A 13,376-nucleotide genomic window follows, 5' to 3' on the forward strand; every position below is an offset into this window, starting at 1 on the left:
CTCTCCCCACCCGCCCCTCTCCCTATCTGTCCGGGGGCCGGGCTAGCGCCCAATTGTGGCGTTCGGTGCGTTGGATGCACCGAACGCCACATTGGGTGCGTTGGACGCAACCAACGCCACATTGGGGCTGTCGGGGTCGGGATCGGCGCCGACCTTGCCGGCGACCGGCACGCGTGCGGAATGAAACGGGCCTTCGGAGCCTTCCAGCCTGCGTGAAGAAGATTGGCTTTCTCTCGTTCGGCCACTGGTCGGCGAGCGCGCACTCCGAGACCCGGTCCGCCGCCGACTTCCTGCACCAGTCGATCGACCTGGCGGTCGCGGCCGAGGAGCTCGGGGTGGACGGCGCGTACTTCCGCGTGCACCACTTCGCGCGGCAGGCGGCCAGTCCGTTCCCGCTGCTCTCGGCGATCGGCGCGCGCACGTCGAAGATCGAGATCGGCACCGGCGTGATCGACATGCGCTACGAGAACCCGCTGTACATGGCCGAGGAGTCCGGTGCCGCCGACCTCATCTCCGGTGGCCGGCTCCAGCTCGGCATCAGCCGGGGATCCCCCGAGCAGGTGATCGACGGCTGGCGTTACTTCGGTTACGCCCCCGCCGACGGCGAGACCGACGCCGACATGGCCCGGGAGCGCACCGAGGTCTACCTCAAGCTGCTGGAGGGTGACGGCTTCGCCCAGCCGAACCCGCGGCCGATGTTCGCCAACCCGCCGGGCCTGCTGCGGCTCGAACCGCACTCCGAGGGACTGCGCGAGCGCATCTGGTGGGGTTCCGGCTCGAACGCGACCGGCGTCTGGGCCGCGAACCTGGGCATGAACCTGCAGAGCTCGACGCTCAAGGACGACGAGACGGGCGAGCCGCTGCACGTCCAGCAACGCAAGCAGATCGAGGCCTACCGCGAGGCGTGGAAGGAGGCCGGCCACCCGCGAGAGCCGCGGGTGTCGGTCAGCCGCAGCATCTTCGCGCTCACCAACGACCTGGACCGCGCCTACTTCGGACGTGACCGCGACTCGCGTGACCAGGTCGGCATGATCGACGAAAACACCAGGGCGATCTTCGGACGCTCATACGCGGCCGAGCCGGACGAGCTGGTGCGGGAGCTCAAGGAGGACGAGGCGATCCAGGCCGCGGACACCCTGCTGCTGACCATCCCGAACCAGCTCGGGGTCGACTACAACGCCCACGTGCTGGAGAGCATCCTCACGCACGTGGCACCGGAACTCGGCTGGCGCTGAGAGGCCCGCAAGTCCGTGAATGTCGCATTGAGGGACTTCAAGTCCCTCAATGCGACATTCACGGCTTTCGGCGGACGGTCAGCAGCCGAGGAAGTGGCACCGGACGACGCGAGGCGTCTCCAGCACCGAGCCCGCCTTGACGTCCCAGGCCAGGCGGACGTACTGCGCGTGCGTCCAGGCCAGCGGGGTCGCCGACGTGGTGGGCGTGCCGGCCGGGAAGCCGGTCTGGCCCGACGGCGGGTTCTCGTCCCACACCTGCTCCGGCATGGTCCCCGCCGAGCTGCTCACCCGGCCGAGGTCACGCAGCCGCCGCGCGGCCGACGACGGATCGCCGAGCGCCAGCTCGTACTCGCCGCGCTCGCCGGCCAGCAGCGGCCACAGCCTGCCGAACGTCGTGCGGCTCTCCGCCGGGAACGTGTAGTCCCACGGCGAACCGTCGGCCTGCTCGCCGTAGCCGTCCTTCGTGTAGCGGTGCCAGAACTGGCCGGTCGGCGTGGTGAACGCGATGTCCTTGTCCGTGACGCGCACGCTGTTGAGGATCACCGGGTCGTCGGCGCGGTAGACGCCGAGCCGGACGAGGTCGAGGAAGCCCGCGTCGGTGACCGCGCGCTGGTCCATCGTCACGCTCGAGTTGCCGAGGTTGTACGTCGTGCCGGCGTCGGCGTTCGCGTCCTTGGTGAGCCGGACGAAGTACGGGTCCTTCGACAGCGGCCCGTTCGTGGTGATCGTCTGCTTGGGCAGGTCGGCCTTCATCTTGTCGGCCGCGGCGAGGTACCGGGCCGCGTCCGCCGGAGCACCGTTGCGCGTGGCGAGGTCCGCGGCGCAGACGAGCCCGGCGATCACCGAGGCGATGGTCGACGGGGACCAGCCGTCCTGCTCCTCCCAGCGCTCCTGCTGGGTGTACGGCGACGCCTGTCCGTTCGGGCCGCGGTAACCCAGGATGAAGTCGGCGGCCTTCCGGACGCCGGGCCACAGGTCGTTCCGGCCGAGCTGCTGGGCCAGCACGATCGGGAAGGCGGTCTCGTCGAGCTGTATCGACGTCCAGTACGGCACGCCGTCGACGCGGCTGTTCTGCGGCAGGTGCCCGTCCGGCTGCTGCTGCGTCCCGAACATGTAGCTGACGGCGCGGTTCGCGGCGGCCCGGTCGCCGCCGGCGGCCAGGCCGGTCGCGATCTGGTAGAGGTCACGCGGCCAGACCAGGTGGTAGGTGCCGGACGGCGACCACTCCGGGTCGTTGTTCCCGAACCGCCACGGCATGCTCGGCGACGCGATGAAGGCGCCGGGGTGGTGCTTGTCCTCGCTCGCGGCGAGGGTCAGCATCGACGCCTTGTAGAGGTCCCGCTCGGCGCCGGTCTTCAGTGACGACGGCGGCTTGCTGATCTCGCGCAGGTACTGCTGCCAGCCGCGGTCGTAGGCGCGGGTGATGTCGCGGACGCCGCGTCGCTGCGACGCCTGTGCGGCACGGAGCGCGTCGCCGGCCTTCGCGCCCATGCCGAGCGCGAGGGTGACGTGCCGGCCGCGGACGCCGTCGGCCGCGGTCTGCCCGGTCAGCACGACGTTGCCCTTCGCGGCACTGTCGTAGGCGTTCAGCTTGAACGTCTTCGCGAGCTGGGTGTTGCCGTCGGAGGAACCGGCGTAGCCGACGCTGGTTTTCACGAAGGCGGGCTTCGCGGTGAGCGCGGCGGCGTTCGCGGCGTCCTGCGCGGTGACGGCGTCGCCCGTCCGCGCGGCCGAGTCGTCCGAGCCTTCGTTGGTCAGGTCCGGATCGGCGACCGCGTAGAGCTGGTAGGGCCGCCCGGTGAGCGACTGGAAGTCGACGTCCACCAGCACCGTCGTGGCGGCCGGGTCGGTGACGTAGGTCTTGCGGAGGCGCCAGCGGTGCTGGTCGTCGGTGATGGTCTGCTCGTAGGTCAGGCTGTCGTCGTCGGTCCGGCGGACCTGCTGCGCTTTGGCGGTGTGGTCGGCGACGGCGAAGCTGCGACCGTCCGTGACGACGAAGTTCATCGAACGGACGCTCGGCGTCGACAGGTCCGGGTAGTAGACCTCGGACAGCTGGCCACCCTGGAGGGTGAACCAGACGTTGCTCGACTGCTCGTGCGCCGTGCCGAAACCGGTCTTGTTCGCGGGTAGCCAGCTGGGATGGGCACCGGGCGCGCCGGGTGCCTCACCGCCGCCCTGTGCCGCCGCGGTCGCCGGGATCAGGCCGGTGACCAGCAGTCCGGCGAGGGCGCCGAACATGAGTTTGCGCATATCAACCCCACAGAAAGATCGCCTCTGCACCGTTACAGAAGCGACTTGGGAGTCTGCCGCCAAATTCTGCCGGGTGCATGGTCCGATCCGGTGAACCACCACCAGTCACCGATCCGGGCTATTGGTGTCACACATCGTGGACAGCTAGTTCACGACCGGCGAACGCCGTTCCCGCCGGTTCGGGCGCACAATCGAAGTACCTGCAACGGTGTAATCGAGGTGCCCATGGACGAGGCGATGGACGCTTACTCGCGCACGGTGAGCACGGTCGCCCGGACCGTCACCCCGCACGTGGCCGGGGTTCAGCTCGCCCGCGGCAGTGGCTCGGCGGTCGTCTTCGCCGAAGACGGCCACCTGCTCACCAACGCCCACGTCGTCGACGATCACCGCCGGGGCGTCGCCACCTTCGCGGACGGCAGCGAAGTGCCCTTCGACGTCGTCGGCGCCGATCCGCTGTCCGATCTCGCCGTGCTGCGGGCCCGCGGCGAGACGCCGTCGGCCGCTGTGCTCGGGGACGCCGACCAGCTCGTCGTCGGGCAGCTCGTCGTCGCCGTCGGCAGCCCGCTCGGCTTCTCCGGCACTGTCACCGCCGGCGTCGTCAGCGCGCTCGGCCGGGCCCTCCCGGTGCGCCACGGCCGCGCCGGGCGCGTCATCGAGGACGTCATCCAGACCGACGCCGCGCTCAACCCCGGCAACTCCGGCGGCGCGCTCGCCGACTCCGCCGGCCACGTCGTCGGCATCAACACCGCGGTCGCCGGGGTGGGGCTCGGCCTCGCCGTGCCGATCAACGCGACCACCCGCCGGATCATCGACACGCTCGTCGTCGAGGGCCGGGTGCGGCGGGCGTACCTCGGCCTCGTCGGCGTGCCGGCACCGCTGCCGGACGACGTCGCCGAGCGCACCGGCCAGGCCGCCGGGCTGCGGGTGCGGGAAGTGGTCGCGGGCGGGCCCGCCGACCGGGCCGGGCTGCGTGCCGGGGACCTCGTGCTGACCGTCGGGCGCACCCGCGTCTCGGACGCCCAAGGCATCCAGCGCCGGCTGTTCGCGGAGGTGATCGGCACCGCGCTGCCGATCACCGTGCTGCGCAACGGAGCCATGGTCGACGTCTACGCCACCCCCGCCGAACTGGTCGGGTGAGGTGACGCGACTTGAGTATGCGCCTCCGGCGTGGCATGGTCGGGGCACAACACCAACGCGGGAGCTCGCGCCATGGCGGGCTGAGAGGGTGGCTGGGGTTCTTTCCCAGGTGTCACCGACCGCATGAACCTGACCGGGTAATGCCGGCGTAGGGAGTGAAAGTCGTTGACAACGCTGGAAAACTCTGCTGCCCAAGAAGAGCGTGACGTCTCCGTGACGACCGGGCCGATCACCGGCTCGCACAAGGTGTACCACCGGACCGAATCGGGGCTCCGCGTTCCCGCGCGGCGGATCGACCTGTCCAACGGCGAACATTTCGACGTCTACGATACTTCCGGCCCATACACCGACCCGGAAGCCGAGATCGACGTCCACAGTGGACTGCACCGGCTGCGGGCCGGCTGGGCCGACGGGCGTGAGCACAACACCCAGCTCGGCTGGGCGAAACAGGGTGTCATCACCCGGGAAATGGAGTACGTCGCCGCCCGGGAACGGGTTTCGCCCGAGTTCGTGCGCGACGAGGTCGCCCGCGGCCGCGCGGTGATCCCGGTCAACCGCCGCCACCCCGAGTCCGAGCCGATGATCATCGGCAAGAACTTCCTCGTGAAGATCAACGCCAACATGGGCAACTCGGCCGTCTGGTCGTCGGTCGAGGAAGAGGTAGACAAGATGGTCTGGGCGACCCGCTGGGGCGCCGACACGATCATGGACCTCTCCACCGGCAAGCGGATCCACGAGACGCGCGAGTGGATCGTCCGCAACTCGCCGGTGCCGGTCGGCACCGTGCCGATCTACCAGGCCCTCGAAAAGGTCAACGGGGAACCGGAAAAGCTGTCGTGGGAGGTCTACCGCGACACCATCGTCGAGCAGTGCGAGCAGGGCGTCGACTACGTCACCGTGCACGCCGGCGTGCTGCTGCGCTACATCCCGTTGACCGCGCGGCGCGTCACCGGCATCGTCAGCCGCGGCGGGTCGATCATGGCCGCGTGGTGCCTGGCGCACCACAAGGAATCCTTCCTGTACACGCACTTCGAGGAACTCTGCGAGCTCCTGCGGCAGTACGACGTCACGTTCTCCCTCGGCGACGGCCTGCGCCCCGGCTCGATCGCCGACGCCAACGACCGCGCCCAGTTCGCCGAGCTGGAGACCCTCGGCGAGCTGACGCACATCGCGCGTTCGCACGACGTCCAGGTGATGATCGAGGGTCCCGGCCACGTGCCGATGCACAAGATCAAGGAGAACGTCGAGCTCGAGGAAAAGCTCTGCGGCGAGGCGCCGTTCTACACCCTCGGTCCACTCGCGACGGACATCGCGCCCGCGTACGACCACATCACGTCGGCCATCGGCGCGGCGCAGATCGGCTGGTACGGCACGGCGATGCTGTGCTACGTCACGCCGAAGGAGCACCTCGGCCTGCCGAACCGCGACGACGTGAAGACGGGTGTGATCACCTACAAGATCGCGGCGCACGCCGCGGACCTGGCCAAGGGGCACCAGTACGCGCAGGAGTGGGACGACGAGCTGTCCAAGGCACGCTTCGAGTTCCGTTGGAACGACCAGTTCAACCTCTCGCTCGATCCGGACACGGCGCGGTCGTTCCATGACGAGACGCTGCCCGCGGAGCCGGCCAAGACGGCGCACTTCTGCTCGATGTGCGGCCCGAAGTTCTGCTCGATGCGGATCACCCAGGACATCCGCAAGTACGCCGACGAGCACGGTCTGTCCACTGTGGAGGCCATCGAGGCCGGCATGGCGGAGAAGTCGGCCGAGTTCTCCGAATCCGGCAACAAGGTCTACCTGCCCGTGGTGGGGCAGTGACCCGCACCCCCAGGACCGCCCTCACCATCGCCGGATCCGATTCCGGCGGTGGTGCGGGCATCCAGGCCGACCTGCGCACGTTCTTCGCCAACGGCGTGCACGGGCTGGTCGCGCTGACCGCCGTCACCGTGCAGAACTCCTTGGGTGTGCGGGGTTTCACCGAGGTCCCGGCCGACGTGGTCGCCGCGCAGATCACGGCGGTGGCCGCCGACATGGGCGTCGACGCGGCGAAGACGGGCATGCTCGCGACGGCGGAGATCATCCGCGCGGTGGCGAAGACGCTCGACGAGGTCGGCGCGGACTTCCCGCTGGTGGTCGACCCGGTGGCGGCGTCGATGACGGGCCACGCGCTGCTGCGCGAGGACGCCCTCGAAGCGATCCGCACCGAGCTGTTCCCGCGTGCCACGCTGATCACGCCGAACCTGGACGAGGTCCGGCTGTTGACCGGCATCGAAGTGACGGACACGGTTTCCCAGCGCGCGGCGGCGGAGGCGTTGCTGCGCTTCGGCTCGCGTTGGGTCCTGGTCAAGGGCGGGCACATGACCGGGACGTCCGATTGCGTGGACCTGCTGTCGGACGGGCGTGAGGTCATCGAACTGAGCGGCCCGAGGTACGTCACGGAGAACACCCACGGCGGCGGCGACACCTTGGCGTCGGCGATCACGGCGTCGCTGGCGAAAGGCGCTTCGGTGCCGGACGCCGTCGCCGCGGGGAAGAAGTTCATCGAGCGCTGCGTGGCCGAGGCCTACCCGCTGGGTGCGGGAGTGGGTCCGGTCTCGCCATTCTGGATCCTGAACGCGGACTCGAACTCGTGATCACGTCAGGCTCCGCCACATGGCGGAGCTGACGGCTTACGAGCGCGCATTGGTCGAGGTGATGGCGGAGCTGCGGGACTGCCCCGAGGTCGAAACCCGCGAGGGCATCACGCTCGCCCCGTCCTTCCAAGAGTGCTTCTTCCGGTTCGAGGAGCTGAGGAGTACATGGGGGACGCCGGACGAGCTGTTCAGCGGCGAGTTCTTCATCGAGAACATCCACCGTGCGCTCATCGACGCCACGCCGCCTCCTCTCTGGTACGACCCCTCGCCGGAGGAGCTGCGGTTGACCTCGACTGTGCCGGCTATCTCGCGGCGCTCCGGGTGACCAAGGGCACGAGCGGCTGGCAGCTCCTCTTCGCTGACGTCTCGTTGCGGGGAGACGAATTCGACTGGGTCGTCGACGGTCTGCGGTCCATGCTGAAAACCTTCCCCGACCTTTTCCCCAAGCATGACTGCGAGCCCCTGACGCGCCGTCTGGAGGAGCGGCTCAGTCGCCGTCGATGAACCGCGCTAACCCCTGGCCAGCACCTGAGGGAGCACCGTCGTCAGCCCGGTCCAGTCCGCGGTGATCACCGACGCGTGCTGCTTCGCCAGTTCGGCGACGCGCTGGTTCGCCTGGTCGACCGTCGGATTGTGCGCGTCGATCGCCGGCGCGACGTTCTGGCCGTCCGTCATCACGACGTAGTAGTGGTTGGCGTCGTACCACGCCGGCCCGGTCTGGGTGACCCACGCCTTCGCGTCGCCGTCGAACACCACGAACCACGGCTTGAGGTCGGCGCTGTACTTGTCCCGCGGGTCACCGCCGACGGCGCCGTGCACGGTCGGGAAGATGTTCGCGTCCCCGAGCCGGCCCGCGTTCTTGAGCCCGACGAGGTAGCGCGCGTACTCGACGTCCGTCTTCAACGTGTCGGTCGGATTGCCCTCCTCCACGGTGCCCGGGATGATCTCGGTGATCACCCGCCCCCGCAACGCGTCCACGGACGGCCAGTTGTCCGCTTTGGCCGCGGCGTCGAGCGTGCCGTAGCTCCCGAGCAGCTCGGCCGGGCGGAACGCGACGCTGCCGAGGTGCGCCCGGAACGTGGCGTCCAGCTCGTCCGGGCCCATGCCGGTGTTGTCCGAGAAGCCGGTCTTCATCTCCAGCTTCAGCGTGATCGGCGTGTGCCCGGGGTGCGCGGCCAGCCAGATCCGGATGTCGTCGAGGCAGTACTCGAGGTTCTTGTTCTTGCCACCGGAATACAGCTGCGACGCCGAGGTGGCCGCGACGCAGTTGTTGTTGTTCCCCAGCGGGTTCGAGTGACTGACCTTCCACTCGTGGGTGAAGAAGTCCGGCCAGACGTCGAGCTCGATCAGCGACGACCCCGCGTCGAGTGCCCTGGCCAGGTAGTCGTAGGCCGCCGTCTCGTACGTGTTGTGCACGCCGACGGTCGTGACGTGGGAGAGCTTCGCGCTGTCCGCGCCGGCGGCGGTCGCTCCGGAGAGCGTGAGAGCGGCCGTGAGGAATACCGCCGAGAAGAGCTTCATCCAGGCTCCTTCGCCCGTGAACTGGTGAGTAGCCCACACAATGTGCCACCGTGGTGGACTGTTGATGAAGGAAAAGCGGCCGATTGGCCTAGACCAGAAGTCGGTAGAATCATGAACGAGAGCCCTCCGTCGGCGTTGACCATCGCCGGATCGGACTCCGGCGGCGCCGCCGGGCTGCAGGCGGACCTGCGCACGTTCCTGACGTGCGGGGTGCACGGCCTGGTCGCGGTCACCGCCGTCACCGTCCAGAACACCCTGGGCGTGCACGACCGCGCCGACCTGCCGCCGCACATCGTGGCCGGGCAGATCGAGGCCGTCGCGGCGGACATGGGCGTCGGCGCGGCGAAGACCGGCATGCTGGCGTCCGCGGAGATCATCCACGCCGTCGCCGCCGCGTGCGACCGCGCGGAGATCGGGCGCGACGCGAAGATCCCGTTCGTCGTCGACCCGGTGGCCGCGTCGATGCACGGCCACCCGCTGTTCGACCACGCCGGGCTCGTGGCGCTGCGCGACGAGCTGCTGCCGCGCGCGACCGTGCTGACCCCGAACCTCGACGAGGTCCGGCTGCTCACCGGGATGACCGTGACCGACCGCGAGGGCATGCACACCGCGGCCGTGGTGCTGCACCGGATGGGCCCGCGGTACGTCCTGGTCAAGAGCGGGCACCTGCAGGCCGACCCCGAGTGCGTCGACCTCCTCTTCGACGGCTCGACGTTCGTGGAGCTGCCGGGCCGGCGCTACGCGACCCCGCACACCCACGGCGCGGGCGACACGATGGCGTCGGCGCTGACCGCGGGCCTGGCCAAGGGGATGTCCGTGGTCGAGGCCGCGCGGTACGGCAAGTGGTTCGTCGCGCACGCCGTCGAGCACGCCTACCCGATGGGCGCCAAGGTCGGCCCGGTCTCCGCCTTCTGGCGGCTGGCGCCGGAGGAGCGCTGAGCGGCCACCCGGTTACCCAGGCCGCCGCCAACCACGAAACCCTCAACGAGCTCCGCGCCCTGCGCGCGGAGCTCGCCGAGCTGCGGAAGCAGGCCGCTTAACGGTCTTCGTCGGAGATCAGCGCTTCGAGCGCCGGCAGCGCCGCCAGCAGCGCTTCGCGGTGCTCGGGCGCGAGCCGGTCCAGACGGCGGTTCAGCTCCTGGACCCGCGTCGAGCGGACGCCGGAGACGAGCCGCTCACCCTCCTCGGTGGCCTTCGCCAGCCATGCCCGCCGGTCGACCGGGTCGGACTCGCGGCTGACGTAGCCCGCCTCGACCAGCGACGCGATGATCCGCGACATGGTCGCCGCGGCGACGCCCTCCTTGGCCGCGAGGTCGCCGAGCCGGAGCTGGCCGGAGTTCACGAGCGTCGCGAGCGCCGAAATGGCGCCGTGGCCCGGCCCCGGCACACCGGCCTGCCGCAATGACCGGGACAGCCTGCCCACGGCGAGGTACAGCCTGCCCGAGACGTCCTGGACCGAGGTGCTGGTCACGGCTGGCTCCTTCTCCCTGCCCCCGCCGCGGATGCGCCGGAAAGTGCCGTCCACCTTACGGGCTCGTGGTGCCGGTCGGTGTGAAGGCGGCCCGGTTCACCGGGGTGGGCTCGACGCCTGCGCCCAGAAGCGCTGCGGCACCCGGCCGGCCCCGCGGGCCAGCCGCCCGGCGACGACGCCCGCTCGCATCGCCGCGGCCATCCGTTCGGGGTCGGCCGCCCGGGTGACCGCGGTGGAAAGCAGGACGGCGTCGCAGCCGAGTTCCATCGCCAGCGTCGCGTCCGACGCCGTGCCGATTCCGGCGTCCAGGATCACCGGCACGCCCGCCCGCGACACGATCAGCTCGATGTTGTGCGGATTCCGGATGCCGAGACCGGTGCCGATCGGCGCGCCCAGCGGCATCACCGCGGCGCAGCCGGCCTCCTCCAGGCGCAGCGCGAGCACCGGGTCGTCGTTCGTGTAGGCGAACACGGTGAACCCGTCGGCGGCCAGCCGTTCGGCGGCGTCGAGGGTTTCGATCGGGTCCGGCAGCAGCGTCCGGTCGTCGGCGTGCACTTCGAGCTTGATCAGGTCGGTCTCGAGCGCCTCACGCGCGAGCTGGGCGGTGAGCACCGCTTCGGCGGCCGTGCGGCACCCGGCGGTGTTCGGCAGCAGCTCGATGCCGAGGCGCCGGAGTAGTTCCAGGACGCCGGAGCCGCCTTCGGCGTCGGCCCGGCGCATGGCGACGGTGGTCAGCTCGGTGCCGGACGCGACCAGCGCGCGTTCGAGCACGGCGAGGTTGGCCGCGCCGCCGGTGCCGATGATCAGCCGGGACGTCAGCTTGCAAGGGCCGATGACGAGCGGTTCTTCGTCCATTTCAGCCTCCCTGGACCGCGGTGAGCACGTCGACGCCGGCACCCTTGGGCACGGTGGTGGCCGACCAGTCGGCGCGGCGCACGACGACGCCGTCGACCGCGACGGCGATCCCGGGCCGCTGCCCGCCGGCGGCGTCGAGGACGTCCGCGACGGTGGCGCCGTCCGGGAACTCCGTCCACGTGCCGTTGAGCTTGATCTCCATCACACGTGCTCCTTCTGGTGCAGGCGGGCGGGGGACGCCGCTTCGGTGCCTTCGGGCGGTTTCTCCCCCTCGAGCCAGGCGACCACGGCGTCCGCGGTCACGGGGGCCATCAGCAGGCCGTTGCGGTGGTGCCCGGTCGCGGCGAAGACGCCGTCGTCCAGGACGCCGAGATACGGCAGCGCGTCCCGGCTGCCGGCCCGCAGGCCCGCGGCGGTCTCGACCAGCTCGTACTCGGTGATCGCGGGGAAGACGCGTTCGGCGCCCTCGATCAGCTCGCGCACGCCGCGCGCCGTGACGGCCTGGTCGAAGCCCGCCTCGTACTGGGTGGCGCCGAGGACGAGCTCCTGGTCGCCGCGCGGGACGAGGTAGATCGGGCGGCCCTCGACGACGGCACGGACGGTGCGCGTGGGCGGCGGCAGGCAGCCGCGGCGGGGCTTGAGCCGGAGGATTTCCCCTTTGAGTGGGCGGACGGCGTCGGCGAGCCGCGGGTGCAGCCGCCCGGTCCAGGCGCCCGCGGCGAGCACGACGGCCTCGGCGTCCGGCAGGGACCCGACGCGTTCGCGGACGAACCGGACGTCGTGGTTGACGCAGCCCGCGTACAGCGCGTTGAGCAGTTTCCGGTTGTCCACGGCCAAGTCGCCAGGCACGTGGAGTCCACTTCGGACGGACCCGACGCCGGGTTCGAGCCGCTTCGCCTCCCGGCCGGTGAGGCGGTCCGCGGCGCGCCCGATCGAGCGCAGGTAACCGGCGAGGATGTCGAGGTGCCCGGCGTCGGCGCTGTCGAACGCGACGACGAGCGTTCCGTGTCCGGCCAGGCCGGGGTCGACGCCTTCCCGCGCGAGGTCACTCGCGAAGCCGGGCCAGCGTTTCAGCGACGCCTCACCGAGGCGGAGCACGTCCTCCTCGCCCGGCCAGGCCTCGGTGACCGGGGCGAGCATGCCCCCGGCCAGCCAGGACGCGCCGCCGCGGACCGGTTCGGGGTCGTAGACGGTGACCGCGTGGCCGGCTTTGGCGGCCCGCCACGCCGCGGACAGGCCGATCACGCCGCCGCCCACCACTGCCAGGTTCGTCATGGGATCACGCTCCCTGCGCCGGCATGACCCGGATCAGGTTCCACGGTCGGAGCGGCAGCTCCCTCTCAGCCCGTGCCTCGGGCTCCCGTGCGGACACTTCCACCCTACTGTGCCGTTCGTCGATAATCCAACCGCTGTTGGCTTTCGCGGCAACGGCACGTGCCGCTCGACGGCCGGCCTGCTTTGGGTCGGATTGTCAACGCGCGGGGTACGGTCGCCGCTATGCCCGCCCTTTCCGGTGACAAGATCCGCGCCCGGCTCGACGCCGCGCGCCTGTACCTGTGCACGGACGCCCGCACGGCCCGTGGCGACCTGGCTTCGTTCGCGGACGCGGCGTTGGCCGGCGGTGTCGACATCATCCAGCTGCGCGACAAGACCGGCGCCTTGGAAGCCGCGGGAGAGATCGCGGCGCTGGAGGTGCTGGCCGAGGCGTGCGCACGGCACGGCGCGCTGCTGTCGGTGAACGACCGCGCGGACGTGGCGCTGGCGGTCGGAGCGGACGTGCTCCACCTGGGCCAGGACGACATCCCGGTGCCGCTGGCCCGCCGGATCCTCGGCGACGACGTCGTGATCGGCCGGTCGACGCACTCTCTCGACCAGGCTCTCGCGGCGGCTTCGGAGCCGGGAGTGGACTACTTCTGCACCGGCCCGTGCTGGCCGACGCCGACGAAGCCGGGGCGGTCGGCGCCGGGTCTGGACCTGGTGCGTTCGACGGCGGCGGCTTCGGTGTCACGCCCGTGGTTCGCGATCGGCGGCATCGACGTCCCCCGGCTGCCGGAGGTGCTCGACGCCGGGGCTTCGCGGATCGTCGTGGTCCGGGCGATCACCGAGGCCGAGGACCCGGCTGCCGCGGCCCGCGAACTGCGCTCCCGGCTGGGCTGACGCCAAGTTCCGTGAATGTCGCATTGAGCCGCCGATGTGCTGCCGCAGACCGGCGTCGATCGCCACCATCACGTCGTCGGTCATGCCGCTCCTTCGTCCCACAGCGCCCGCAGCCGG

At 70.6% G+C, this 13,376-nt stretch carries 14 protein-coding genes and 2 riboswitches; of the genes, 8 read left to right on the forward strand and 6 right to left on the reverse strand.

Annotation, left to right across the window (positions count from 1 at the left end; all coding sequences use genetic code 11):
* The first annotated feature begins 212 nt into the window (after positions 1–212).
* On the forward strand, positions 213–1,235 hold the full coding sequence (locus tag AB0M82_RS19225; protein ID WP_364723283.1) for an LLM class flavin-dependent oxidoreductase: 1,023 nt from the start codon (positions 213–215) through the stop codon (positions 1,233–1,235).
* Positions 1,236–1,313: 78 nt separating this feature from the next.
* Here the strand turns inward: AB0M82_RS19225 and AB0M82_RS19230 are convergent, their stop codons facing one another.
* The gene (locus tag AB0M82_RS19230) at positions 1,314–3,485 is read right to left on the reverse strand and encodes a glycoside hydrolase family 15 protein (protein ID WP_364723285.1); all 2,172 of its coding nucleotides are present in this window, start codon (positions 3,483–3,485) and stop codon (positions 1,314–1,316) included.
* Positions 3,486–3,710: 225 nt separating this feature from the next.
* Between AB0M82_RS19230 and AB0M82_RS19235 the strand changes: the two genes are divergently transcribed.
* The 5 genes from AB0M82_RS19235 to AB0M82_RS19255 all read left to right on the forward strand — a co-directional run bounded on the left by AB0M82_RS19235 (position 3,711) and on the right by AB0M82_RS19255 (position 7,759).
* Complete coding sequence (locus tag AB0M82_RS19235) at positions 3,711–4,622, forward strand: trypsin-like peptidase domain-containing protein (RefSeq protein WP_364723288.1); 912 nt, start codon at positions 3,711–3,713, stop codon at positions 4,620–4,622.
* A gap of 47 nt (positions 4,623–4,669) precedes the next feature.
* Positions 4,670–4,794: riboswitch (TPP riboswitch) on the forward strand.
* The gene (thiC, locus tag AB0M82_RS19240; protein ID WP_364723290.1) at positions 4,788–6,440 is read left to right on the forward strand and encodes a phosphomethylpyrimidine synthase ThiC; all 1,653 of its coding nucleotides are present in this window, start codon (positions 4,788–4,790) and stop codon (positions 6,438–6,440) included. It overlaps the preceding riboswitch by 7 nt.
* Positions 6,437–7,255 (forward strand): bifunctional hydroxymethylpyrimidine kinase/phosphomethylpyrimidine kinase, encoded by an 819-nt coding sequence (gene thiD, locus AB0M82_RS19245; protein ID WP_364723292.1) that lies wholly within the window; start codon positions 6,437–6,439, stop codon positions 7,253–7,255. Before thiC ends, thiD (AB0M82_RS19245) begins: the two co-directional genes overlap by 4 nt.
* A 19-nt stretch (positions 7,256–7,274) precedes the next feature.
* Complete coding sequence (locus AB0M82_RS19250) at positions 7,275–7,580, forward strand: hypothetical protein (protein WP_364723295.1); 306 nt, start codon at positions 7,275–7,277, stop codon at positions 7,578–7,580.
* Positions 7,577–7,759: a hypothetical protein gene (locus AB0M82_RS19255; protein WP_364723297.1), complete on the forward strand. Its 183-nt coding sequence runs from the start codon at positions 7,577–7,579 to the stop codon at positions 7,757–7,759. The genes AB0M82_RS19250 and AB0M82_RS19255 overlap by 4 nt, the downstream gene beginning before the upstream one ends.
* Before the next feature lie 6 nt (positions 7,760–7,765).
* Here the strand turns inward: AB0M82_RS19255 and AB0M82_RS19260 are convergent, their stop codons facing one another.
* Positions 7,766–8,776, reverse strand: a complete 1,011-nt coding sequence (locus AB0M82_RS19260) for a phosphatidylinositol-specific phospholipase C domain-containing protein (protein ID WP_364723300.1) — start codon at positions 8,774–8,776, stop codon at positions 7,766–7,768.
* Positions 8,777–8,887: 111 nt separating this feature from the next.
* Between AB0M82_RS19260 and thiD (AB0M82_RS19265) the strand changes: the two genes are divergently transcribed.
* On the forward strand, positions 8,888–9,715 hold the full coding sequence (thiD, locus tag AB0M82_RS19265; RefSeq protein WP_364723303.1) for a bifunctional hydroxymethylpyrimidine kinase/phosphomethylpyrimidine kinase: 828 nt from the start codon (positions 8,888–8,890) through the stop codon (positions 9,713–9,715).
* A 97-nt stretch (positions 9,716–9,812) separates the two neighbouring features.
* On the opposite strand, the gene AB0M82_RS19270 is transcribed toward thiD (AB0M82_RS19265), so the two are convergent.
* From AB0M82_RS19270 to thiO, 4 genes are all read right to left on the reverse strand, one after another.
* A complete protein-coding gene (locus tag AB0M82_RS19270; protein WP_364723306.1) occupies positions 9,813–10,247 on the reverse strand; it encodes a MarR family transcriptional regulator in 435 nt (144 codons plus the stop codon).
* A gap of 96 nt (positions 10,248–10,343) precedes the next feature.
* Positions 10,344–11,102 carry a thiazole synthase gene (locus tag AB0M82_RS19275; protein WP_364723308.1) on the reverse strand — a complete coding sequence of 253 codons (759 nt, stop codon included), beginning with the start codon at positions 11,100–11,102 and terminating at the stop codon, positions 10,344–10,346.
* Between the two features lies 1 nt (position 11,103).
* Positions 11,104–11,304, reverse strand: a complete 201-nt coding sequence (thiS, locus tag AB0M82_RS19280; protein WP_364723310.1) for a sulfur carrier protein ThiS — start codon at positions 11,302–11,304, stop codon at positions 11,104–11,106.
* Positions 11,304–12,377, reverse strand: a complete 1,074-nt coding sequence (gene thiO, locus AB0M82_RS19285) for a glycine oxidase ThiO (protein ID WP_364723312.1) — start codon at positions 12,375–12,377, stop codon at positions 11,304–11,306. The genes thiS and thiO overlap by 1 nt, the downstream gene beginning before the upstream one ends.
* Positions 12,371–12,476: riboswitch (TPP riboswitch) on the reverse strand. Its footprint overlaps the gene before it by 7 nt.
* Positions 12,477–12,599: 123 nt before the next feature.
* On the opposite strand from thiO, the gene thiE reads away from it, so the two are divergent.
* Complete coding sequence (thiE, locus tag AB0M82_RS19290) at positions 12,600–13,259, forward strand: thiamine phosphate synthase (RefSeq protein WP_364723315.1); 660 nt, start codon at positions 12,600–12,602, stop codon at positions 13,257–13,259.
* Positions 13,260–13,376: the final 117 nt, after the last annotated feature.

This window comes from Amycolatopsis sp. NPDC051128 (genome assembly GCF_040682715.1).
In the GTDB taxonomy this organism is placed as follows: Bacteria; Actinomycetota; Actinomycetes; order Mycobacteriales; family Pseudonocardiaceae; genus Amycolatopsis.